The organism is Salinibius halmophilus, assembly GCF_003577475.1.
GTDB lineage: Bacteria > Pseudomonadota > Gammaproteobacteria > Pseudomonadales > Natronospirillaceae > Salinibius > Salinibius halmophilus.
This window is the reverse complement of sequence record NZ_QPEP01000004.1, coordinates 98,089-122,801: the sequence shown is the minus strand read 5'-3', so window position 1 is coordinate 122,801 and position 24,713 is coordinate 98,089. Positions and strand designations below refer to the sequence as shown.

The 24,713-nt window shown below is 49.0% G+C and carries 18 protein-coding genes and 2 tRNA genes; 17 read left to right on the top strand and 3 right to left on the bottom strand.

What is annotated here, in order from left to right; genetic code table 11:
- Position 1 precedes the first annotated feature (1 nt).
- The 9 genes from DUW71_RS05520 to DUW71_RS05480 all read left to right on the top strand — a co-directional run bounded on the left by DUW71_RS05520 (position 2) and on the right by DUW71_RS05480 (position 9,467).
- On the top strand, positions 2-895 hold the full coding sequence (locus DUW71_RS05520; RefSeq protein ID WP_119394249.1) for a glycosyltransferase family A protein: 894 nt from the start codon (positions 2-4) through the stop codon (positions 893-895).
- 9 nt (positions 896-904) lie between these two features.
- Positions 905-2,059, top strand: a complete 1,155-nt coding sequence (locus tag DUW71_RS05515; protein WP_119394248.1) for a glycosyltransferase family 4 protein — start codon at positions 905-907, stop codon at positions 2,057-2,059.
- A complete protein-coding gene (locus tag DUW71_RS05510) occupies positions 2,016-2,816 on the top strand; it encodes a WecB/TagA/CpsF family glycosyltransferase (protein WP_119394247.1) in 801 nt (266 codons plus the stop codon). Before DUW71_RS05515 ends, DUW71_RS05510 begins: the two co-directional genes overlap by 44 nt.
- Positions 2,809-3,936 (top strand): GDP-mannose 4,6-dehydratase, encoded by a 1,128-nt coding sequence (gene gmd, locus DUW71_RS05505; protein ID WP_119394246.1) that lies wholly within the window; start codon positions 2,809-2,811, stop codon positions 3,934-3,936. The genes DUW71_RS05510 and gmd overlap by 8 nt, the downstream gene beginning before the upstream one ends.
- Positions 3,937-4,896: a GDP-L-fucose synthase gene (gene fcl / locus DUW71_RS05500; protein ID WP_119394245.1), complete on the top strand. Its 960-nt coding sequence runs from the start codon at positions 3,937-3,939 to the stop codon at positions 4,894-4,896.
- A 14-nt stretch (positions 4,897-4,910) separates the two neighbouring features.
- Positions 4,911-5,384 carry a GDP-mannose mannosyl hydrolase gene (locus tag DUW71_RS05495; protein WP_119394244.1) on the top strand — a complete coding sequence of 158 codons (474 nt, stop codon included), beginning with the start codon at positions 4,911-4,913 and terminating at the stop codon, positions 5,382-5,384.
- Between the two features lie 79 nt (positions 5,385-5,463).
- Complete coding sequence (locus tag DUW71_RS05490; protein WP_119394243.1) at positions 5,464-6,477, top strand: NAD-dependent epimerase; 1,014 nt, start codon at positions 5,464-5,466, stop codon at positions 6,475-6,477.
- A gap of 361 nt (positions 6,478-6,838) precedes the next feature.
- A complete protein-coding gene (locus DUW71_RS05485) occupies positions 6,839-8,272 on the top strand; it encodes a mannose-1-phosphate guanylyltransferase/mannose-6-phosphate isomerase (protein ID WP_119394242.1) in 1,434 nt (477 codons plus the stop codon).
- A 229-nt stretch (positions 8,273-8,501) separates the two neighbouring features.
- Complete coding sequence (locus DUW71_RS05480) at positions 8,502-9,467, top strand: Rpn family recombination-promoting nuclease/putative transposase (RefSeq protein WP_119394241.1); 966 nt, start codon at positions 8,502-8,504, stop codon at positions 9,465-9,467.
- A 138-nt stretch (positions 9,468-9,605) separates the two neighbouring features.
- On the opposite strand, the gene DUW71_RS05475 is transcribed toward DUW71_RS05480, so the two are convergent.
- The gene (locus tag DUW71_RS05475; RefSeq protein ID WP_158583888.1) at positions 9,606-9,893 is read right to left on the bottom strand and encodes a helix-turn-helix domain-containing protein; all 288 of its coding nucleotides are present in this window, start codon (positions 9,891-9,893) and stop codon (positions 9,606-9,608) included.
- A 582-nt stretch (positions 9,894-10,475) separates the two neighbouring features.
- Between DUW71_RS05475 and DUW71_RS05470 the strand changes: the two genes are divergently transcribed.
- The 7 genes from DUW71_RS05470 to DUW71_RS05440 all read left to right on the top strand — a co-directional run bounded on the left by DUW71_RS05470 (position 10,476) and on the right by DUW71_RS05440 (position 20,824).
- Positions 10,476-12,185, top strand: coding sequence for a serine protease (locus DUW71_RS05470; RefSeq protein WP_158583887.1), 1,710 nt, complete (start codon positions 10,476-10,478; stop codon positions 12,183-12,185).
- Positions 12,186-12,346: 161 nt separating this feature from the next.
- Positions 12,347-13,879, top strand: coding sequence for a serine protease (locus DUW71_RS05465; protein ID WP_119394238.1), 1,533 nt, complete (start codon positions 12,347-12,349; stop codon positions 13,877-13,879).
- A 79-nt stretch (positions 13,880-13,958) separates the two neighbouring features.
- Positions 13,959-17,852 (top strand): phosphoribosylformylglycinamidine synthase, encoded by a 3,894-nt coding sequence (gene purL / locus DUW71_RS05460; RefSeq protein WP_119394237.1) that lies wholly within the window; start codon positions 13,959-13,961, stop codon positions 17,850-17,852.
- Positions 17,853-18,654: 802 nt separating this feature from the next.
- On the top strand, positions 18,655-19,725 hold the full coding sequence (locus DUW71_RS05455) for a peptidase M42 (RefSeq protein WP_119394236.1): 1,071 nt from the start codon (positions 18,655-18,657) through the stop codon (positions 19,723-19,725).
- A 186-nt stretch (positions 19,726-19,911) separates the two neighbouring features.
- Positions 19,912-19,987: transfer RNA gene (locus DUW71_RS05450), tRNA-Glu, on the top strand.
- 2 nt (positions 19,988-19,989) lie between these two features.
- Positions 19,990-20,064: transfer RNA gene (locus DUW71_RS05445), tRNA-Gly, on the top strand.
- A 463-nt stretch (positions 20,065-20,527) separates the two neighbouring features.
- Positions 20,528-20,824 (top strand): GIY-YIG nuclease family protein, encoded by a 297-nt coding sequence (locus tag DUW71_RS05440; RefSeq protein WP_119394235.1) that lies wholly within the window; start codon positions 20,528-20,530, stop codon positions 20,822-20,824.
- Between the two features lie 201 nt (positions 20,825-21,025).
- Here the strand turns inward: DUW71_RS05440 and DUW71_RS05435 are convergent, their stop codons facing one another.
- The gene (locus tag DUW71_RS05435; RefSeq protein ID WP_119394234.1) at positions 21,026-21,703 is read right to left on the bottom strand and encodes a hypothetical protein; all 678 of its coding nucleotides are present in this window, start codon (positions 21,701-21,703) and stop codon (positions 21,026-21,028) included.
- 455 nt (positions 21,704-22,158) lie between these two features.
- On the opposite strand from DUW71_RS05435, the gene DUW71_RS05430 reads away from it, so the two are divergent.
- A complete protein-coding gene (locus DUW71_RS05430; protein WP_119394233.1) occupies positions 22,159-23,328 on the top strand; it encodes a nucleotide sugar dehydrogenase in 1,170 nt (389 codons plus the stop codon).
- Between the two features lie 21 nt (positions 23,329-23,349).
- On the opposite strand, the gene DUW71_RS05425 is transcribed toward DUW71_RS05430, so the two are convergent.
- The gene (locus DUW71_RS05425; RefSeq protein ID WP_199671159.1) at positions 23,350-24,711 is read right to left on the bottom strand and encodes an MBL fold metallo-hydrolase; all 1,362 of its coding nucleotides are present in this window, start codon (positions 24,709-24,711) and stop codon (positions 23,350-23,352) included.
- Between the last annotated feature and the right edge of the window lie 2 nt (positions 24,712-24,713).

Genomic DNA, 24,713 nt, shown 5'->3' with positions numbered 1-24,713 from the left:
AATGACTCCGGTTGTTGTTTTTGTTTACAAAAGGTGCGAGTTGGCGAAAGATTGTATCGAAAGCCTCAAGTCCTGCACTGGTGCTGATGAAACAGATTTAATAGTGTTTTCAGATGGAGCTAGAAACGAGAGTGATAAGGAAAGCGTAGATGCTGTTCGAAGGTATTTACGGACTGTAAGTGGTTTTGCGTCTGTGGTAGTACACGAATCCCATGTAAATATGGGGCTAGCTAATTCAATAGTAACAGGTGTTGATGCGGTTCTTGATGAGTATGGTAGCGTTATCGTAGTCGAAGATGATTTGGTCGTTTCTGATAACTTCCTTGTGTTTATGAACAAATGTTTAGAAAAATACAGGTACAACAGGCTAGTATGGAGTGTTTCGGGGTTTTCCTATGACTTAAAGGGCTTGGGCTCTAATGCTTCGGATATCGTGGCGGGTTTGCGTGCAGCATCCTGGGGCTGGGCTACATGGAAAGATCGATGGGATAAAGTTGACTGGGATATGCCGGATCTAGATGAATTTCTTGCGGATCCTAAAGCGCAGAAAGAGTTTAAGCGTGGCGGTAGTGACTTAGTCAAAATGCTTAGGGATTATAGAGACGGCAAGATTAGCTCTTGGGCCATTCGTTTTTGTTATGCGCAGTTTAAAAACAAAATGTATGACGTTTTTCCCACGGTATCAAAAGTTGAAAGCGCTGGGTTCACCGCTGATGCAACTCATACTACCGGTATGGATAAACGGTTTAGGACAGTTCTAGACCAGAGTGGTAAAACTGATTTCATTCTTCCAGATGACGTTGTAGTAGACCCCAAGGTTGAAAAGCAGTTTAGAGCGAAGTTCTCATTACCTAGAAGAGCTTACTACCGAATTCTCTCCAAATTGAAACTGTAGTTTAATTAAATGAAAAAAGTACTAGTTGTTCACAATGCTTATCAGATTTTCGGTGGGGAAGATCTTGTCGTTGCTCAAGAAAGTGAGCTTTTGCGAACATCGAAAGGTTATGCAGTAAAAACTGTGCGAGTAGGCAATGATCAAATACATGGCTTGGCAGCAAAATTGCTGGTGTCACTATATTTGTTTTTTTCACCTTTTGGCCATCGAATCGCCAAGATAGCGAAACACTCAGGTGTAGATGTCGTCCATGTACACAACTTTTTTCCTTTGATCTCGCCATCGGTTTTTTTCTTCTGTAAAAAATATGGAATTCCGGTTGTTTTTACTTTGCATAACTACCGCATCTTTTGCCCAACAGCTACTTTGATGAGTAAAGGAAAAGTAGTGCTTAGTGGTCTTGAGGGACGGCACCTCTGGAGCATACGAGATAGGGTTTATCGAGGGTCGTTGGTTGGGACAATCATTTTAGTAAGCATGATTAAATTTTTTCGAGCAATCAATTTTTGGAATAGAAAGGTGGCACTGTTTATAGCACTGACAAACTTCTATAAAAGTAAGGCCATTTCAGGCGGCTTACATAGCAGCCTAATTAGAGTTAAGCCCAACTTTGTTTACGATCCAGGCTTCGAACAGTTATCACGCAAAGGAGTTGTTTTTGTTGGGCGCCTTTCTCCAGAAAAGGGCTTGGCTGTATTGGGCGCAGCATCTATTCAGATTAACTCTGAGGTACATGTTTATGGTGAAGGTGAGCCCAATTTTTGTAAAAATCTCGTTTTCAAGGGAAAACGAAACAGATCAGAAGTTTTAGGTGCGATGAAGCGCTCTGTGTTGGTAGTTGTACCATCTATCTGTTTAGAGTCGTTTGGCCTTGTAATTGTTGAGGCCTTTGCTTGCGGCACTCCAGTCGTATGTTCACGCTTAGGCAGCATGGCGGAAATTGTTGAGGATGGTGTTACGGGCTTGCACTTTGAGCCTGGCAATGCAGAAGATCTAGCTGAAAAGGTTAATTGGTTATTAGCTAACCCAGAAAAGGCACGTGAAATGGGTCGTAATGCTCGTGCTGAATACGAAGCAAAATACACGCCGGAAAAGAATTTGGAAATGCTAGAGGCAATTTATGCTGAAGCGATTGAAGAAAACAGGAAACAACGTGGCAACTAAAAAGCAAAAAGTTATTTCAATGCTGGTGAATGTTGGTTCGTTTCAGCAAAAATTAGATCGTGTAGTATCTTTAGCCACATCCAAAACTGGCAGTTACGTGTGTGTATCTAATGTGCATATGTGCATGGAAGTGTTTGATTCTTCAATGTTTGCCGATGTCGTAAATAGTGCAGATTTGGTTGTCGCTGATGGTCGTCCTATTTTTTGGGCGAAACAACTGTTAGGCCGCAAAGACACAGAACAAGTACGTGGGCAAGATTTGATGAATGCGCTTTGTGCCATGCCTAGTTCAGACATTAAGATTGGCCTTTATGGTGGTTTCAACCAAAGCGTACTTGATAAAGTTAAGGCGAGAATTATTGAAGACAACCCAAGTGCAGAGGTTGTCTATGCGTATTCGCCGCCATTTCGGCCACTTACAGCTGAAGAAGATGCGGAAGTCTGTCAGCAAATTAATGATTCTGGTGTGAATGTCCTTTTTGTTGGTATTGGCTGCCCAAAGCAAGAGTTCTGGATGGCTGACCATAAAGAAAAGTTGAGCTGCGTAATGCTGGGTGTTGGGGCGGCTTTCGATTTTATTGCTGGTAGTAAAAAACACGCACCGAAGTGGATGCAACGTGTTGGTTTAGAGTGGTTATTCAGGCTTCTGTCTGAACCAAAAAGGTTATGGAAGCGCTATTTAAAGCAAAATCCACGCTTCATCTACCATTTTTCAAAACAGTTAATTAAACACAAATTAGGGAAGTCTAATGTCTAAGGCGAAAGTGGCTCTTATTACCGGTGTAACCGGCCAAGACGGATCATATTTGGCGGAATTTTTGCTCGAGAAAGGCTACGAAGTTCACGGTATTAAGCGCCGTGCGTCGTCTTTTAATACTGAGCGTGTAGACCATATTTATCAAGATCCTCACGAGCCAAACCCAAAGTTTCATTTGCACTATGGCGATCTAACCGACTCATCGAACCTTATTCGAATTGTTCGAGAAGTTGAGCCAGACGAAATCTATAACCTAGGTGCGCAGTCGCACGTAGCGGTTTCGTTTGAATCACCTGAATATACAGCTGATGTAGATGCTCTGGGTACATTGCGTTTGTTAGAGGCAATTCGCTTTTTGGGCTTAGAAAAAAAGACTAAGTTCTACCAAGCTTCAACTTCTGAGCTTTTTGGTGAAGTTCAAGAAGTACCGCAGAAAGAAACCACGCCATTTTGGCCGCGCTCTCCATACGCTGTGGCAAAAATGTATGCTTATTGGATTACGGTTAACTACCGTGAGTCTTACGGCATGTATGCTTGCAACGGTATTCTGTTTAACCACGAATCGCCCCGACGCGGTGAAACCTTTGTAACTCGCAAAATTACTCGTGCTTTGGCAAACATTGCACAAGGCTTAGAGCAGTGTTTGCACCTAGGCAATATGGATGCGCTGCGTGACTGGGGCCATGCTAAAGATTACGTGCGCATGCAGTGGATGATGCTTCAGCAGGATAATCCAGAAGACTTTGTGATCGCCACTGGAAAGCAGATCTCGGTACGTGATTTTGTGCGTTTGAGCGCCAAAGAACTGGGCATCGAGCTTGAATTTACTGGCGAGGGTGTGGACGAGATTGCCACAGTTGTAGCAGTAAATGGTGATGACGCTCCAGAGGTAACCGTTGGTGATGTGATTGTGCGTGTTGATCCGCGTTACTTCCGCCCTGCTGAAGTAGAAACACTACTTGGCGACCCTGCTAAAGCAAAAGAGAAGCTAGGTTGGGTGCCAGAAATCACCGTTGAAGAAATGTGCGCCGAAATGGTTAGAGCAGATCTAGACAAAGCCAAACAGCATGCCTTGCTTAAAAAGCACGGTCATAATGTATCGGTAGCTTTGGAGCGCTAAATGAAGGTTTTTGTAGCAGGCCATCGCGGCATGGTAGGTTCGGCGATTGTTCGCCAGCTAGAAAGCCAACAAGGTAATGTAGAAGTTGTCACGCGTTCGCGTGACGAACTGAACTTGCTCGACCAACAAGCCGTGTTTGAGTTTTTTGAACAAGAGCAGGTTGATCGGGTTTACCTTGCTGCGGCAAAAGTGGGCGGCATTATTGCAAATAACACTTACCCAGCTGAGTTTATCTACGAAAACTTGACCATTCAAAACAACATTATTCACGGTGCTTTTAAAGCGGGCGTGAAACAGTTGTTGTTTTTGGGCTCTTCTTGTATTTACCCAAAGTTCGCCGAACAGCCAATGCGCGAAGATGCACTGCTAACCGGCGTGCTTGAGCCAACCAATGAGCCATACGCGATCGCCAAGATTGCTGGCATCAAAATGTGCGAAAGCTATAACCGCCAATATGGTGTCGATTATCGCTCAGTAATGCCTACTAACCTGTATGGCGAGAACGACAACTTCCACCCAGAAAACTCGCATGTGATTCCGGCACTGCTGCGCCGCTTCCATGAAGCCAAGTTAAATGGCGACAAAGAGGTAATGGCCTGGGGCACTGGCTCGCCAATGCGTGAGTTCTTGCATGTTGATGATATGGCAGCTGCTTCTGTGTTCGTTATGAACTTGGACTCAGAAACCTACGAGGCCAACACGCAAGAAATGCTTAGCCATATTAACGTGGGTACAGGCATCGACTGCACCATTAAAGAGCTGACCGAAACAGTAGCCGAAGTGGTTGGTTTTGAAGGCGAAATCGTATGGGATACATCGAAGCCAGATGGTACGCCACGCAAGCTTATGGATGTATCGCGCCTAAAAGCGTTGGGTTGGCAGGCGAGTATTCAGCTGAAAGAAGGCTTGGCTGAAACCTATCAGTGGTTTTTGGCGAATCAAGACTCTTTTAGAAAATAGTAATCTTAGAAAATATGCTGCCATTCGAAGACTTTAAAACGGTTGTTAAATCGACGCCACTGGTGTCGATCGATTTTGTTGTGCGCAATGAGCAAAGTGAACTTCTTGTTGGCTTGCGTACCAACAAACCTGCACAGGGTTATTGGTTTGTGCCGGGTGGCCGAATTGTTAAAGACGAACGTTTTGCCGAAGCGTTTCAGCGACTTAGTTTAAAAGAGTTAGGACAGGGCTCTTCGCCTAGTGATGCGACCTTTATTGGTATGTTTGAGCACCTGTACGAAGACTCGCACGTTGGCGATGATGTGTCGCAGCACTATTTGGTGTTTGGCTACGAGCTACGAGTTAAGCAAGCTGATTTGATATTGCCAACTAAAGAACATGGCGAGTACCGTTGGTTAAGTGAAGCGGCTTTGCTGGCTGATGAAAATGTGCATGAGAACGTGAAAGCGTATTTCAAAGATAATTTGGCAGTGATTGAGCGGGCGTGAGCCTACTTCACCACTAGTGTTAAACATTAATTGAGTTGTGTTACATTGCTCGCTGCCATGGAATAGGAAAGGTACTAAAGTGAAATACCTCGTAACCGGTACTGCCGGCTTTATTGGATGCGAAGTTGCGCTTCGTTTAGTTAAGGAAGGCCACTTGGTTGTGGGTATCGATAACCTTAACGACTATTACAATGTTCAGTACAAGCACGACCGCTTAGAGCGTTTGGCTGGGGTTGAAAACTTTGAATTTATTGAGCTAGGCGTTGAAAACCGTGCGGGTATGGCCGAGTTAGCTGAAAAGCATCAGTTTGATGTGATCTTGCATATGGCTGCGCAGGCCGGTGTGCGTTATTCGCTCGAAAACCCTAATGCCTATGTGGATTCAAACCTAGTCGGTTTTGGCAATATTCTTGAGTTGGCGCGTCAGCAGCAGGTTAAGCATTTGGTGTATGCGTCGTCTAGCTCGGTGTATGGCGAAAATGAGGTGCAGCCATTCTCGGAAGATCATGGTGTCGATCACCCTGTTTCGTTGTATGCCGCAACGAAGAAGTCGAACGAGGTGATGGCGCATTCGTATAGCCACTTATACAACATTCCTACCACGGGTTTGCGCTTCTTTACCGTGTATGGCCCATGGGGTCGCCCAGATATGGCGCCTTTCTTGTTTACCAAAGCCATTTTGAATGATCAGCCTATTAAGGTGTTTAACCACGGCAATATGCGCCGCGACTTCACTTATATCGACGATATTGTAGATGGTGTGTTGAAAACCGCTGCTTGCCCACCGGTAGCAGACGCTTCGGTAAAGCGCTCATCGCCAGCACAAAGTTCAGCGCCTTATCAGGTGTTTAACATCGGTAACTCTCAGCCGGTTGATTTGATGGAGTTTATCCGCGAGATTGAAAAAGCTGCTGGTAAAGAAGCCGTAAAGAACTTTATGGATATTCAGCCTGGTGATGTACCAGTGACCTACGCCGATACCACGCGGTTAGAGCAGGTAACAGGTTATAAACCGGATACGCCATTAGCCGAGGGTGTGGCAAAAACCGTTGCTTGGTATGTTGATTACGTGAAGCGTAATCCGCAGATTTAAGGGTGATACATGTTGCCCGGCAGAGCCGTGCAGCCAACGATTTGGCGTAGGTTTTACAAACCGAAGGTTTGGGAAACTAGATTCCCGCTAAAAGACTGCGGGAATGACCGGGTTGGCGTAGGTTTTACAAACCGAAGGTTTGGGAAACTAGATTCCCGCTAAAAGACTGCGGGAATGACGGGTTGGCGTAGGTTTTACAAACCGAAGGTTTGGGAAACTAGATTCCCGCCTACGCGGGAATGACGGGTTTGGTGAAGGTTTGGGAAACGTTTGGTTTTACGAGAATAGAATTTAGTTAATACCTAGGCTAGGTTCCCGCTAACAAACTGCGGGAATGGCTGCCTAAACAAAGGAATATCAGATGAAACCTATTGTTATGGCGGGTGGCTCTGGCTCGCGTTTATGGCCGATGTCGCGTAAGGCGTTGCCAAAACAGTTTTTGAAGCTGGCAGGGAACGAGACCATGTTGCAGGCTACGCTATCGCGCCTTGAGGGTGTTGAAGGCTTGGCTAAGCCAATTTTGGTGTGTAATGAAGACCACCGCTTTTTAGCTGCCGAGCAACTCCGCCAAGCTGGTGTGGCACACGATGGTATTCTGCTTGAACCCTTTGGCCGCAACACCGCGCCTGCTATTGCGTTGGCAGCGTTGCACGCAATGAAAGATGGCGAAGACCCAACCTTGTTAGTGTTGGCTGCCGACCACCTAATTCAGAATGAAGCGGCTTTCCACGTTGCAATCGAAAAGGCGGCTAAGCTAGCCGAGCATGGCAAGTTGGTCACCTTTGGTATTGTGCCAACCGAGCCGCACACCGGATATGGTTATATCCAAACTGGTAGTGAGGTAGGCGCCGGCATTGTAGAGGGTGCACTTCAGGTTGCTGAGTTTGTTGAAAAGCCCAACCTAGAAACTGCTAAGCGCTATGTGGATAGCGGCAGTTACCTGTGGAATAGCGGCATGTTTGCCTTTAAAGCATCGGCCTATTTGGCAGCGCTAAAAGAGTATGCACCGGCTATTTTGCAAGCTTGCGAAGCCTCTATTGCAACTGAAACGCCAGACCTAGACTTTGTGCGAATTGATGCCGACGCCTTTGGCAGCTGTCCAGATGATTCAATTGACTACGCGGTCATGGAACCTTTGGCTGCCAAAGCCGATTCACCCGTAGCGGTTGTGCCGCTCGATGCAGGCTGGAGCGATGTGGGTAGCTGGTCTAGCTTGTGGGACGTGTCGGAGAAAGACGCACAAGGCAATGCCACTACTGGCGATGTGATGATGGTGGACTCCCATAACAGCTATGTAAATGCCGAAGGCAAGTTGGTGACTGTAATCGGCCTAAACGACGTAGTAGTGGTTGAAACCAAAGACGCCGTAATGGTTGCCGCCAAAGATAAGGTGCAACAAGTAAAAGATGTGGTGAATGCACTAAAAGCGCAAGACCGCCCTGAATACGTATTCCACCGAGAAGTGTTCCGCCCTTGGGGCTGCTACGACAGCATCGACAACGGCAAGCGTTACCAAGTAAAACGTATCACGGTGAAACCTGGTGAAAAGCTAAGCGTGCAAATGCACCACCACCGCGCCGAGCACTGGATTGTAGTATCTGGCACAGCCAAGGTAACCAATGGCGATAATACATTTTTGGTTACCGAGAACGAGTCAACCTACATTCCAATTGGGGTTGTGCATGCGCTGGAAAACCCAGGCAAAATTCCATTGGAAATGATTGAAGTGCAGTCCGGTTCGTATTTGGGCGAAGACGACATTGTAAGGTTCGAAGACCGATACAATCGCTCTTGAAGGTTTTAAAACACGTTGCCCGGCGCAAAAACACGCGCCGTGCAACCTACGGGTTGTTGGCGCAGGTTTTGGAAACTAGATTCCCGCCTGCGCGGGAATGACCGGTTTGGCGTAGGTTTTACAAACCGAAGGTTTGGGAAACAATTGCTTTCAGGTTGACTGTATAAAATAACACTATTACCCTTTCTTTGTTCTAAGCTGTATATAAATACAGTTTTAGGGCGAAGCCATGGCAAAACCTAATAACCCTCACGATGCGTTCTTTAAGCAGAGCATGCAGCAGCCTCTGCTGGCCAGGCAGTTCATGCAATATTATTTGCCCGAGCAGTTTCTGAATAAACTGAACTTGCACTCTTTAACCATGCTCAACACCACCTATATCAACAAGAAGTTGAAGAATGTGTTTAGTGATGTGGTGTTTAGTTGCGAGTTATCAGGCGAGCCAGCAACCATTAGCCTGCTAATAGAGCACCAATCTTCGCCAGATAAGTTCATGCCAGTGCGGGTAGGGCACTATATGTTTAGTTTGTTTAACCGCCAACTCAGCGAATACAAAGGTGAACTGCTTCCTGCGTGTTATTGTTTGGTGTTTTATCACGGAGTACCGTATCCGTATTCCATGCACCTAGCTGACTGCTTTAATGACCCCCTGGGGTTAATGCGCAACTTGTTCAGCGAGCCCATCCCGCTAATAGATGTGAACGATTTACCCGAAGCGCAGCTGCGGCAGCAACAGCAAATAGGCATGATGGCCCAGTTGATGAAGCACATCCGGGATGCCGAAATTAGCCCTACGTTAATCGAGTTATTGAGTCGCTTCGATGGGCTCACCGATACCGATCAGGTAAAGTTGGATTTTCTTCGCTCATTGCTAGAATATGCCATGGCAACAGGTCAAACAAACGAAGCGCATTTAGATAGTGTGATTGAGCATGTGAGCCAATCATCAAAGCACCTTGGAGATAAAAAGATGGCAACAATTGCAGAATTATTACGTCAGCGCGGGTTGAAAGAAGGTTTGGAAAAGGGAATTGAGCAAGGCATTGAGCAAGGCATTGAGCAAGGCATTGAACAGGGAGAGCGAAAGGCCATGAAAAAAACGGCAATGGCACTGCTTGAAGATGGCGTAAACATCGATCGCATTGCTGAAATTACTGGGCTTACAGCTGCCGAAATTGAAGCGCTGAAGCATTAAGGCGCGTTGCCCGGCAGAGCTGTGCAACCTACGGGTTGTTGGCGCAGGTTTGGGAAACTAGATTCCCGCCTGCGCGGGAATGACCGGTTTGGCGTAGGTTTTACAAACCGAAGGTTTGGGAAACAAGAAGCTGCTAACTTAAAGCAATTCTTTGTCCATGATGTCGTAGCCTTCTTTGTCGAAGGCGAGTAGTTGGTCTATATCTTTTTCCATATTCACTAGAGCGATTACGCTTAGGTAGTGGCCCATGCTAACACCAGAGTCACCTTCAAAAATTTTGCGCACAGTTGGGCGGCTCATGTCGCAACGTTCTGCCACATCACCCTGGCTGAGCTTTCGGCGCAAGCATGCCATGTGAATGCGCTTACCTAACGCTTGTAGGTGGTGTTCTACGGCGGGCATTAGATCGGCTGTTTTCTTAGGCATTTTCATACCCCTTATAAAAATTCGTAAATGTGCGTCTGTTTGAAATATAGCATAATATTTTGGTTAGTTTTACGAATAAAATTTAGGGGTGGTTTTTCTGTTAGGTGTAGGTTTTACAAACCGAAGGTTTGGGGAACATTGATCGGTGGTGGTACCCGTTGCCCGGCGCAAAAAAAATACGCGCCGTGCAACCTACGGGCTGGCGCAGGTTTGGGAAACTAGATTCCCGCCTACGCGGGAATGACCGGTTTGGCGCAGGTTTGGGAAGCTAGATTCCCGCCTGCGCGGGAATGACCGGTTTGGCGCAGGTTTGGGAAACTAGATTCCCGCCTACGCGGGAATGACCGGTTTGGCGCAGGTTTGGGAAACTAGATTCCCGCCTACGCGGGAATGACCGGTTTGGCGTAGGTTTTACAAACCGAAGGTTTGGGAAACATTGATCGGTGGCGAGAAGCGTTGTTTACCTTGCAGTGCCGGGATGAGTGTGCTGGTTAACACTTTGACGGAATGCTAACAGTGCTGTTCTGGCTTGTATTAACACGGCGTGGCAGAATGTGGTTACTTTTTAGTCGGGTGTTTGGTATGCGTTTGTTTGTTGCCTGTGTTGCGTTGTGGTTGAGTACGGTAAGTTTTGCAACGGCTGTTACTACTTTTGAGCCTCGTATTATTCACGGCGATGGCTTTGATGTGAGTTCGCCTGTTGCGCTTGATCGCTCACGCGCTGAGTATGAGTTGAACTGGAATTTTGCTGTGTCGTACGGCACGTATGAGCAGTATAGTGATGGCCTTTATTTTGCTAGTCAGTGTGGGGCGAGCTACTTAGGCCATGGCTGGTTTTTAACGGCGGCGCACTGTATTGATTCAACTCAGTTTAATTCCGACGGCGTGGCTGTTGGTAGCTTTAGAAAGTTTGAGCGCAGTGTGTTCGATGTTGAAGAAGTAAGGGTTCACCCACTTTATGATGTAGGCAGTATCGCCTTCGATCTTGCTCTCATTCGTATTCGCAGCGACCTAATCAGCACGCTCAATACCTATACTTCGCCAGTTGACCTGCCCACAGTGAATAAGGCAGTCAGTACTGATTTTCGCTTAGCTGGTTGGGGGGCAACCTCACCTAGTTTTAGTAATCCACAACCGGCGGATAGCTTGCAGCGCGCACGTTTAGCGTTGCAGCAAGACAATGATTGTGCCCAGGTATACGGCCCAACGTACGACCCGGCGGTCATGATTTGTGCTTTGGGTAATCAACCGAATCCGCAAGATAGTTGTTACGGCGACAGCGGCGGTGGCCTAATTGCTTATGAACCGCTAGCCAACGGCAAGCTTGGTCGCATGTTAGAAGGGGTTGTCAGTTTTGGTGCTGTATGTGGCCAGCAAGCTTCGGTATATGCTCGTGCCGACGACTTTTGGCTCAACGAGGTTTATCATTTTGATGTGCCTACCCCTGAAAGTGTTGGGTTAAATATTTCGGCTTACCTGCCAACAACAAGCGACCCAGTCAACACAGTGGGCACCCTCACTATTAGGAACAATACAGCTCAGTCTATTCAACTAGGTAACCTGCAGTCGCTTGGCCATTTTGTAGTGAATGGTACTTGCACGAGTGTGCCGGCTAACGGGCGCTGTACTGTGCAAGTGAGCAACCCTACAACCGGTAGTTTGCGCGGTGGGGTGCTGTTCTATGTGGATGGTAAGCGCGTTTTTTACCCTTTGTATCAGCGTGTTAAGAGCTCACTTGCGCCAAACGATGCTAATTTCTTTGTTTATGACGAAACAAACTGGCAGTACGACTCGGTAACGGCGTCGTTAACGGCGGCGCCAAGCACTGGTAATGTGGTGTTCGACGTTAAAAATGAAGGCTTCTATGGTGCTGGTGTGGGCTTTTTGGAGCTCGATTTAAATCTAGATATCGCCGATGGCTTCGATACGCTTTCTATCGACGCCGACGGCCTAGGTGGCCGGGTTGAGCTAACTGGGCAATGTACCGAACGCTTGGCGTTTAAAGTGGCACCGGGCGATACCGTATCGGTGTTCTACAGTGCGGCTTCAGGTCGGCGCGGTAATGTGGTTGAGCTCAATAACCTCACTGTGGTGCCAGCTACTACGCTTACTAACGTGTTGCGCTCGGGCTGTGTGGTGAAGCAGGATTTTTCTACCACTGGCGGCGCTAGTGGTGGGTCTGGCGGAGTTACGAAAACTGGTAGTGCCGGAACCTACGCTTTGGCAGGGTTATTGCTACTCTTAGGTGTGGGGCGCAGGAGTAAGAATGTTTCCCGAAGCTCCGCTTCGTAAAACCTACAAAGCAATCCACCGTAGGTTGTACGGATGCGTGTTTTTGCAGCCGGGCAACATGTGCCGTTGTGGGGAATGTTTACAGGCATACATAATGATTTACACACCTACGTTAGGTGCGGGCCAAAGAAAACAAGGGTAGGTCGAATAATAAATATGATATGTACAAGCAAGCGCTTTTTTTAACACTTCTTTTTTGTGCTGCAGTCAGCCAAGCCGCGCAAGTGATGCCTCGCATTATTGCCGGCAATCCAACTAGCGGCAACGACTGGCCGTTTATTGTTGCCCTAGAAGTGGCTGGCAAGCCTTATTGTGCGGCAAGTCATTTGGGTAATGGCCGCTTGCTTACGGCTGCGCATTGTTTGGTGTACGCCCCTCAACAAATGCTTGCCGCCATCGACGCCAATGGCGATGGCATCATCGACAAGCGCTTTCCGGTTCTTGCTTGGCAGCAGCATCCCAATTATGTGCGCTCTACGTTTCAAAACGATCTGGGTGTGATGCAAATCGACCTACAGGGCTATAACTTGGCGCGTATCACGCCGGCATCATCCGGCGAGTTATCTAGCCTGCTGGCCAATCAGAGCCAAGCGTTAGTTGCTGGCTGGGGGACAACCGAAACCGGTCGCCCAAGTCAGGTGTTACGGTCGGTTAGTTTGCCATTGCAGCCAGCGAGTCAATGTAGCCAATGGCTGGGCAGTGTGTTTGATGCCAACAATATGCTGTGTGCAGGGCAGGGCCCAAGTACAACACTGGTTGGCGACAGTTGCCAAGGCGACAGCGGCGGGCCGCTGGTAGCGGGTGGTAAGCTGGTTGGTGTGGTTAGTTTTGGCGGCGAATGCGGGCGCAACGCTGGTGTATACGCCCGCGCCGACTTAGCGCTGCCAAGGCTTTCCGGGTTATTGCTACCGAATGCGGTAAATTTTGGCTTGGTGCCGTTAAACCAGCCGGTAACGCGCTCTGTTACTGTTTATAACCCCGGTTCTTCCAGCGCAAGTGCGGCAAATATTCAAGTCAGCGAAGGGTTTCGAGTGCTCGAAAACGGCTGCAGCAGTGTTGCGCCGCTGGCAAGCTGCGAAATTTTGCTAGAGAGTAATTCGCTTGGTTTTCGCTCTGGTCGAAAAGTGGGCGAGTTAACGCTTGGTGCTAGTTCGATTAGACTCACTGCTCAGCAAGGCTATTTTAATCAGTTCTCGCAAACGGCAGCCCGTTCTTATTATGGCGGTAGTGGCTTGATTAGCGATACGTCTACTTCGGTGTCGGCGAGCCAAAAAAACGCTGGCGAGGTGTCGGGCTGGTTTGTAAATAGTAGTGGCAACCAAAGTGGCGACTGGCTAGTGGTGGACTTAGACATGCAAGTTCACAGCACAAATCAAGTGTTGCAGTTCACAATCGATGGTGAGCGGATCTACACGCTGGCTGGTGAATATAAAGGCACCTATGCCGTATACGTTGGGCGCAAAAGCCATAGCGTGGCCATAGAGCTGGTGAATTTTCGCGATGGCGAAGGGCGCATGCGGTTATCGAACCCTCGTTGGCGTACCGACGGGTACCGATGGTCTACTATAAGTACCAGTAATTATTCGGGCAGTGCACCAGCTAAAGTTGGTAGTGGCGCTACGTGGGCATTCGCTGGCTTATTGTTGCTACTTGCCAGCTGTGCTGCACGCAAAAAACACAGAGTTGACCTATAGCGGGTGCAAGCGGCGTTAGTTTTCAGTATGATACGCGCCGCAACTTGACCCTCCTTAATCAATGTTAGAGGCCCAGGCAATGCTGGAACTGCGAGGCGCACCGGCGCTTTCATCTTTTCGCCGTAAAAAGCTATCACAATCACTCAACGAAGCGGTCCCTGCGATTCGCGACGTGTACGCGGAGTTCGTACATTTTGTTGATAGTGAGTCACCACTAACCCAAGCACAAGAAGCCGTTTTAGGTAAACTGTTGCAATACGGCCCAAGCGTTGCGGCCGAAGCAGCAGAAGGCCAGCTGTGCTTGGTTGTGCCACGTCCGGGCACTATTTCGCCATGGGCGACAAAAGCAACCGACATTGCACGCAACTGTGGCCTTGGCCAGGTGAAGCGCATTGAACGTGGCATTGCCTATTATTTGCATACTGAGCGTGAGCTAAATGCCGAAGAGCTGGCACTAGCGCATGGCCTATTGCACGACCGTATGACGCAGTCGGTATTTGCTAGCCTGAGCGAAGCCGAGAAGCTATTTGTTCAGCACGAGCCAAAACCGATGACCTCGGTGGATATTTTGGCTGGCGGTCGCCCAGCGTTAGAAGCAGCCAACGTCAAACTTGGTTTGGCACTTGCTGACGACGAAATCGACTACTTGGTAGAAAACTACCAAGCGCTCGAGCGCAACCCAACCGACGTAGAATTGATGATGTTCGCCCAGGCGAACTCCGAGCACTGTCGTCACAAGATCTTTAACGCATCTTGGACCATTGACGGCGTTGAACAGCCATTGTCGCTGTTCAAAATGATTAAAAACACCAACGAAAACTCACCAGAAGGTGTGTTGTCGGCTTATAAAGACAACGCAGCGGTGATAACAGGTTTTGAAGCGCCACGTTTCTACCCAGAAGCTGAAAGCAACACCTATAAGTTCCATCAGGAAAATGTTCATATTCTGATGAAGGTCGAAACCCACAACCACCCAACGGCTATTTCGCCATGGCCGGGTGCGGCAACGGGTTCGGGCGGCGAAATCCGTGATGAAGGCGCGACCGGGCAAGGTGGCAAGCCAAAAGCTGGTTTGGTTGGCTTCACTGTTTCAGATTTGAAAATCCCGGGCTTTGAACAGCCTTGGGAGAGCCACTATGGCAAACCAGCGCGCATTGTAACGGCGCTGGATATCATGATTGATGGCCCATTAGGTGGTGCGGCATTTAACAACGAGTTTGGTCGCCCGAACTTGGTGGGTTACTTCCGTACTTACGAGATGTTGGCGCCGGGTGTTGCTGGCGAAGAAGTTCGTGGTTACCACAAGCCAATTATGATTGCCGGTGGTTATGGCAACATTAAAGAAGAACACGTAGATAAAGCATGGGACAACATCCCTGTTGGGGCTCAGCTCATCGTTTTAGGTGGCCCAGCGATGGAGATTGGCCTAGGCGGTGGTGCGGCCTCTTCGGTTAACTCGGGCGAGGGCAATGAAGACCTAGATTTCGCTTCGGTTCAGCGTGATAACCCAGAAATGGAACGCCGCTGCCAAGAAGTCATCGACCGTTGTTGGGCGCTTGGCGAAGCCAACCCTATTGCATTCATTCACGATGTGGGTGCTGGTGGTCTATCGAATGCGTTCCCTGAGTTGGTCAACGACGGTGGCCGTGGTGGTAAGTTTGAGCTGCGTAATGTGCCAAACGATGAGCCAGGCATGAGCCCGCTAGCCATTTGGTCGAACGAATCGCAAGAGCGTTACGTGTTAGCGGTGTCTACCGATGAAATGGCCAAGTTCGAGCAAATTTGTCGTCGCGAGCGTTGTCCGTTCGCAGTAATTGGTGAAGCAACAGAAGAAAAAGGCCTAACAGTTCATGATGAGCTGTTCGATAACTTCCCAGTCGACCTGCCGCTACAGGTTCTGCTTGGCAAGCCACCTAAGATGTCACGCTCGTTTGAACGTGCAACGTTTGAACCACAAAAGTTCGACGCAACCGACATCGATTTGTTTGAAGCAGCTGATCGCGTATTGCGTCTTCCAGCCGTTGCTGGCAAGAAATTCCTAATCACCATTGGTGACCGTTCTATTACCGGTATGGTGGCTCGCGATCAAATGGTTGGCCCATGGCAGATTCCTGTTGCCAACTGTGCTGTAACCACTTCTACAGTCGATAGCACCACAGGTGAAGCCATGGCAATGGGTGAGCGTACGCCAGTTGCATTGCTCAACGCGCCTGCATCAGGTCGCTTATCGGTTGGTGAGGTAATCACTAACTTGGCTGGTACGCGCATTGGCAAGCTATCTGATGTGCGCCTATCGGCTAACTGGATGGCAGCAGCGGGTCACCCAGGTGAAGACGAGGCGCTTTACGACACAGTTCATGCCGTTGGTATGGAGCTTTGCCCAGAGCTAGGCATCAGCATTCCAGTGGGTAAAGACTCAATGTCGATGAAAACCCAGTGGCAAGAAGATGGTAAAGATAAGTCTGTTGTCGCACCGCTATCTATTATTATGACTGGCTTTGCGCCGGTACTCGATGTACGCAAAACGGTTACCCCTCAGCTGCGCACCGACCTTGGCGAAACCGACCTAATCTTGGTCGACCTTGGTCGCGGCCAAAACCGCCTAGGTGCTTCGGCGCTAGCTCAGGTTTACCGCAAAGTGGGCAATACGCCAGCCGACGTCGACAGCGCTGAAGATTTAAAAGCCTTCTTTGCAGTGATGCAGGGCTTATTAGAAGACAATCAAGTGGTGGCCTATCACGACCGTTCAGACGGCGGCTTGTTCGCTACGGTAACTGAAATGGCATTTGCTGGTCGTACTGGTGTAGACATTGAGCTCGACATTGCCGCTGAAACACATGATGGCACTGCTGCAGCATTGTTCTCAGAAGAACTGGGTGCGGTACTGCAAGTTCGTCGTGAAGACACCGAAGACGTGTTGGCTCAGTTCTCTGCTGCAGGCCTAGATTGCACCGCTGTGATTGGTACAGTGAACGAAGATGACCATATTCGCTTCACCTACGATGGTGAGGAAGTATTGGCGTCAACGCGCACAGATTTCCTACGCAAGTGGAGCGAAACCTCTTACCGCATTCAGGCGCTGCGCGACAACGCAGACTGTGCGCAAGAAGAGTTCGATGGTTTGTTGGATGCCAACGATCCAGGTTTACATGCATCGCTGTCGTTCGACCCAAGCGAAAACATTGTTGCCGACTTGGCGGGTCGCCCGAAAGTAGCGATTCTGCGTGAGCAAGGTGTAAATGGTCAGCTAGAAATGGCAGCAGCCTTTACCAAAGCTGGTTTCGATGCAACCGACGTTCACATGAGCGACATCCTTGAAGGTCGCATCACGCTTGAAGGCTTTAAAGGCCTAGTTGCTTGTGGTGGTTTCTCGTATGGTGACGTACTTGGCGCAGGTGGCGGCTGGGCGAAGTCAATTTTGTTCAACGACGGCGCCCGTGCTCAGTTTAAAGCTTTCTTCGAGCGCGAAGATACGTTTGCTTTAGGTGTGTGTAACGGTTGTCAGATGCTATCTAACCTAGCTGAGCTGATTCCAGGTACCGACCACTGGCCACGTTTTGTACGCAACAACTCAGAGCAGTTTGAAGCACGCACCGCTATGGTTGAAGTACAAGACAGCCCATCGGTATTGCTGCAAGGTATGGCAGGCTCGCGTATGCCAATTGCTGTAGCCCACGGTGAAGGCCGCACTGAGTTCGCTGAAGGTGGTTTGCAAAAAGCAGAGGAAAGCGGCTGCGTTGCCCTGCGCTATGTAGACAACTACGGCAAGGTCACTACCAAGTACCCATTCAACCCGAATGGTTCGCCAAATGGTATGACAGGCCTATGTTCGGCTGACGGCCGTGTGACAATTATGATGCCACACCCAGAACGTGTATACCGCACCGTCACCAACAGCTGGCACCCAGATAACTGGGGCGAAGACGGCCCATGGATGCGCATGTTCCGCAACGCCCGTAAGTTTGTTGGGTAATGAGTCATTCTCGCTTGTACTAACGTCACTCCCGCGAAGGCGGGAGTCTAGTTTCCGGACTACGGCCTGCTAACTGGATCCCCGATAAAAGCACTCGGGGATGACGCGGTTCGGTCATTCCCGCGAAGGCGGGAATCTAGTTTCCGGACTACGGCCTGCTAACAGGATCCCCGATAAAAGCACTCGGGGATGACGCGGGTCGGTCATTCCCGCGAAGGCGGGAATCTAGTTTCCGGACTACGGCCTGCTAACTGGATCCCCGATAAAAGCACTCGGGGATGACGCGGTTCGGTCATTCCCGCGAAGGCGGGAATCTAGTTGCCATTGCACGGCCTACTAACTGGATCCCCGATAAAAGCACTCGGGGATGACGGGGTTCGGTCATTCCCGCGAAGGCGGGAATCTAGTTTCCGGACTACGGCCTGCTAACTGGATCCCCGATAAAAGCACTCGGGGATGACGCGGTTCGGTCATTCCCGCGAAGGCGGGAATCTAGTTGCCGGACTACGGCCTGCTAACTGGATCCCCGATAAAAGCACTCGGGTATGACGCGGTTCGGTCATCCCCGCGCAGGCGGGAATCTAGTTTCCGGACTACGGCCTGCTAACTGGATCCCCGATAAAAGCACTCGGGGATGACGGGGTTGTGCGTATCGGGGGTGACGAGGTTGTTCTTTAAAACACCGGCAATTGCCGGTGTTTTTGTTTTTGTTATCAAAAAATATTGCCCTGATGAAAAAATGAGCGCAAAATCCGCGCCGCCTTGAGAATGCCTCTATTCTCAATAAGGGAGGGCACTACTTATGCTTGCACAAGAAAACTTTCTTGATCTGCTCAAAACGCTTGTTCGCCAACCTTGCGTCGTTGGCGCTGAACATTCGTTTTTCCGTGTTTTACAACGTGAATTGGAAGAACGTGGCGCCAAGGTTACCTGGTACGAGGGCGTATTGGTCGCACAGGGTAGCGACCCTCATTCCGCTATGTTCTCAGCCCACATCGACCGCCATGGTTTGGTATGCACTGGACCAAACGAGTTCCAATATGCTGCGTTTGTCTCTGGGCGTAAGTCTGACCTATTAGGTAACTCGGTATCGGAAAAGCTGATGATGAAAATTGTCGATCGCTTTAAAGATGTTGAACTAATTGCCTACGAGCCTTGGTCGGGGGCTTACTTGGGGCATGGTCATATTAGTAGTGCCAAAATATGTGAGTTTCGCAACAACTTAATTTTTGAAGTAGAGGGCCTGTCGCATGTGGTGGCAGGTACGCCTATTGCGTTTATGGATAGACTAACCCAGCAAGATGGCATGCTGTCGGCTCAGCTTGATAACGTGCTTACGGCGGCGCATTTGGTGCATTTGTTTTCGCTTGGCTTTCAAGGCACGGCGTTTTTTACCGCACAGGAAGAGTCGGGTAGTAGTTGGCGCTATTTATTAGAATGGTTCCGCCGCTTTGGTGGTGCCACCGACCAGCTAATTGTGGTGGATACCAGCCCTTATGCAACCCGAGAAGACGCCGACGAGCAGCAAGTCGTGCTTCGCCGCCGTGATGCCAACGCGGTGTTTAATCAAAAAACCACCGACTATGTAACCGAGCTATGTGATCGTTTGCAGATTACCTACGGCTTTAAAGACGACTACATCGACCGATTAAATGCTGGCTTGCCAGAAAGTGAGCATTTTTCCTTGGGTTCTACCGAACTCGGGCGAATCGTGTCGTCGTCGAAAGGGTTTGTGCAGGGTACTACGTTGCAAATCCCAACCACTGGCTATCACACCATGGGGGAAACCTGCTCATTGGATGCTAGTGACGCGTTTAACCGCCTATTGTGCGGTATAGCAGGCATAACTTTAGCGCCAACTCCGCTATTGTAAGCCTTTGATTTGTATGGATTTTATGCACTTTTCTTAGATTTGAAAAAAAACTGAAAAAAAGTAAAAAAAGGGGTTGCACCCTAATCTGAAATCCGTAATATACGCATCCGTTCCGAGGCCAACAGCTAACAAGCTGTTCGGAAGCTAACAAAGCCTGCTAGGTAGGTTTATAAAGTTAGTAACTGCGTCCCGTTCGTCTAGTGGCCTAGGACACCGCCCTTTCACGGCGGTAACAGGGGTTCGAGTCCCCTACGGGATGCCATTGCGGGAATAGCTCAGTGGTAGAGCACAACCTTGCCAAGGTTGGGGTCGCGAGTTCGAATCTCGTTTCCCGCTCCAAATTAAAAAAAACCAGCCTTTTGGCTGGTTTTTTTGTTTCTAGGTCATTCCCGCGAAGGCGGGAATCTAGTTGCCATTGCACGGCCTACTAACTGGATCCCCGATAAAAGCACTCGGGGATGACGGTGTTGTGCGTCTCGGGTGTGACGGTTCGGTCATTCCCGCGAAGGCGGGAATCTAGTTGCCATTGCACGGCCCACCAACTGGATCCCCGATAAAAGCACTCGGGGATGACACGGTTCGGTCATTCCCGCGAAGGCGGGAATCTAGTTGCCATTGCACGGCCCACCAACTGGATCCCCGATAAAAGCACTCGGGGATGACACGGTTCGGTCATTCCCGCGAAGGCGGGAATCTAGTTGATTGACCTGACTTCAAGACAAGCCCACATCGGTTAATGCCCGCCACGAAATGCTCGTTTCGTCTACTATGAATAAATCATTACGAGCATGGATGCATAATTGTGAAGGTACCCTCTGTTTATATTCTTGCCAGCAAGAAGAATGGAACTTTATATGTTGGTGTGACCAGTGATCCTATTAAGCGAATGTGGCAGCACAAGTCCGGATACTTTAGTGAAGGGTTTACCTCCAAGTATGGCTGTGAGTTGCTCGTCTACATTGAGCACCACGAATGTATTGAGTCTGCCATTGCTAGGGAAAAGCAGCTAAAGAAGTGGAATCGTGCTTGGAAGATTTCTTTGATTGAAGCCAATAATCCCGAATGGCAGGATTTGTCGACTTCTTTGCTAGATCATTAGGTGGTTAATGGCTGGAGCTCTGTAGCTAGACACCCGCCTGCGCGGGTGTGACGGTTTAGAGTCATTCCCGCGAAGGCGGGAATCTAGTTGCCATTGCACGGCCCACCAACTGGATCCCCGATAAAAACACTCGGGGATGACGGTGTTGTGCGTATCAGTTGTAGCTAGACACCCGCCTGCGCGGGTGTGACACCATTATGCTTAACGATACGTGGTTGGGTAGGTGATGAACTCTACTTCGCCGTTAGGGTTCATGCGTAGTTCAACAATGGCTTCACTCACACCACCTTTGCCCGAGCAAGCGATGTTGGTGCCTGCGTATGAGTGGTACAGGTCGCTAATTTGGGTGTCTACGGTGTAGTAGGTGTCCCAGAAAGTATCTTGGTTTTCAAACGACTCGGCAAAGATTGATTTGCCAATCAGTACAGGAAAATCTTTTTCCCAGCAGTAAGACTCGGCGCCGTTACCTTGTACCATGATGCCGCCTTTGATGGTGACGGTTTCGCCGTCGTGGCTGCCGTTTAGGTTAAAAGCGATGCTTGGTGGTGCTGGTACCCAAGTTTGCGCGGTTTGCATGCCAGTTGGTGAAGTGCAGGCTACTTCCACAGACTTTGGCTCTGCCCACAACGGTGAAGGCACGCTCAAGAATACTTGCTGATTTTTGCTTGCTTCTTCCGACCAAGCTTTTACTTCGTTGTATACGTTGCTTGGTGCGTTAGCGTGGCCAAGGCGTACGGTGCAGACTGAGTTTTCAGCCGGTGCATCGAAGGTTAAAGCAATGGTGCGGGCGCTGCGTTCAGACATTTCGATGTTGCTGATTTGTGCTGTGGCAGCCGTAGCAAGTGCAGTTGAAGCGATAGCTAGCGTTAGCTTGTTCATAATCAATCCTTTAAAAAGTAAGAGAAACAGGGTGCGGCGGTTGCCGCGCTACTGGGTGGGCCCGCTTGCCTAGCCAAAACAGCGGCTAGCGCATAAGAAACGGGTAAGTCACCAAGTAAGTGTGATTTGCATCACAAGAACGCTGGCTATCATGTCACAAAAAAAATGTCGCGCAATACGCTATAAGGGTAGGTAGTTTTGACACTCTGTTAGCAGATAAGCGGCAACTGCGATCGGTTGCATGGTTGCTTTTGTTTCTTGAGTGGTAATAAATCAGTGTTCGAAACGCGGTGGCGCCTTGTTAATTGATATAGAACAAATAATCATAAGAAATTGCCTATCTATGCAGAAAGACGATTTCTCTTACTCTTTTTTCGTCCATATAGGTCGTGTAACAATTTTGTGATAGCTTAATGGCACTTTGCTAGTTGGAAATGATTGTTAAAGGAAAGCGAATGAAAATTGCTGTGGCGGGAACAGGCTATGTTGGCTTGTCGAATGCAATGTTGTTGGGTCAGCACCACGAGGTTGTGGCGCTAGACATTATTGAGGAAAAGGTAAACTTGCTAAATCAAGGCAAGAGCCCAATAGAAGATAAGGAAATTGAAGCATTTTTGGCCGAGGGCAAGATCAATTTCCGAGCAACGCTGAACAAAAACGATGCCTACGAAGGCGCCGATTTTGTGGTGATTGCTACCCCTACCGACTACGACCCAGAAACCAACTACTTCAACACTAATTCTGTAGAAGCTGTGATTCAGGACGTGATGGCGGTCAACCCAAATGCTGTGATGGTGATTAAATCGACGGTGCCAGTGGGTTATACCAAATCAGCGGTAGAGCGTTTTAACACGCCAAACCTAATGTTCTCGCCAGAGTTTCTACGTGAAGGCAAAGCGCTTTACGATAACCTGCACCCTTCGCGTATTATCGTGGGCGAGCGCAGCGAACGAGCGGAAGTATTTGCCAACCTACTTTTAGAAGGGGCGGTAAAAAAGGAGACCGAAATTCTGTTTACCGACAGTACGGAAGCAGAGGCCATTAAACTGTTCTCAAACACCTACCTTGCAATGCGCGTGGCGTATTTCAATGAGCTAGATACCTATGCAGCAACGCATGGCTTAGATGCGCGTCAGATCATCGATGGTGTTGGCTTAGATCCTCGCATTGGCAAGCACTACAATAACCCTAGTTTCGGTTATGGTGGTTATTGCTTGCCAAAAGATACTCGCCAGTTGCTCGCTAACTATGCCGATGTACCAAGTAATATGATTCAAGCGATTGTAGATGCCAATACCACACGCAAGCAGTTTATTTCAGACAGCGTAGTGGCCCGCAACCCTAAGGTGGTTGGTATTTATCGCTTAGTTATGAAGGCGGGCTCGGATAACTTCCGTGCTTCGGCGATTCAAGGCGTGATGAAGCGTATTAAAGCCAAGGGTATACCTGTGGTGGTATATGAGCCGGTGCTTGAAGAAGATACATTCTTTAACTCGCGTGTTGAAAAAGACTTCGCCAAGTTTAAGGCGGAGTGCGATGTGATTATTGCCAACCGCATGACTGATGACTTAGCCGATGTGGCAGATAAAATTTATACTCGTGATTTGTTTGGCAGCGACAGCTAAGTTAACTGCCTGTTAGTTAGGCTACTGAACAGGTCGCCAGACAGTCTGTTCTACAATCACTTCTATGATTGAGTCGGGCAGCTTAGTACTAAGCTGCTTGGCCAGTGCTTCCTTGGCAGATAAGTCTCCATGAACGAGCCTAATATGACCCACGGGAATGCTGGTGTTGCAGGCAAATCCAATTAAGTCGTCTTGCCCAGCGTGTGCGCTGTAGCCGCTTATGGTGGTGACTTGCGCGGCAATATTGATTTTTTTACCCTCGAGTTTTACCCAGCCGCCTGTGCCGTAGTGTTGAATGTCTCGCCCAGGCGTGCCTTGTGCTTGATAGCCAACAAAGAGCACATCGGTTCTGGGGTCGGGTAGTAAGGCCTTTAGATAATTCACTATTCGCCCACCTGTACACATACCACTGGCTGCAATAACGATGGCTGCTCGGCCGGTTTTCTTCAAATATTCAATGGTTTTTAGGTGCTCGTCATGGCTGTTGATGGTGAGTAGCTGGTCGAACGATAGCGGGTGGCGACCGGATTTTACCCGTTGTTTGGCTTCTTGGTCCCAGAGCGAACTCAATGCACGGTATTGGTCGGTAAACTTGGCTGCCAGTGGCGAGTCGACGATGATGTCTAGATACTCCCACTGTTCACTGCTGTGCAAAATCTCTTCTAGTTCATATAGCAGCTCTTGTGTTCTGCCAATTGAGAATGCAGGTATTAATATGGTGCCGTTGTCTTTAAAGGCACGCTCGATCGAGCGCTTAAGCCTAGCAGTTCGCCCAACTCTGTCGCTATGGTTTTTGTCGCCGTAGGTGCTTTCTAATACCAGTATGTCGGCATATTCAAGTGGGGAGGGGGCGGGTAATAATGGGGTGTGTGGTGCCCCTAGATCGCCAGAGAACACTACTCGCTGGTAGTCTGTGTCGATTTCTATGTAAGCGCTGCCAAGTATGTGCCCAGCCATGCGAAAGCGAGCGCGGGCATTATTAGTTGGCATAAACCACTCATTATATTCCAGACCAATTAGACGGTCTTGCAAGCGGTCGATTACTTGCTCGATTAAGCGCTCGTTGTCGGTTGCGCCTACTTTTAATGCATCACGAATAACAAGTGGCAACAGTTTAGCTGTGGCGTGTGTTGCGAAAATGGGCCCATTAAAACCGGCGGCTAATAAATATGGAATGCGCCCAACGTGGTCGATATGGCAATGTGTCACGAGTAGGGCATCGATGGTACTCACGTCAAACTCAATTTCTGGTGTGCTGCGCGCTTCGCTGCCCTGAAATAAGCCACAATCAATCAACAAGCTTCGCCCTGTGCTGAGCTGCAGTTCGTGACATGAGCCGGTAACGCCACTGGCTGCGCCGTGGTGAAGGATGTTGATCGCCATAA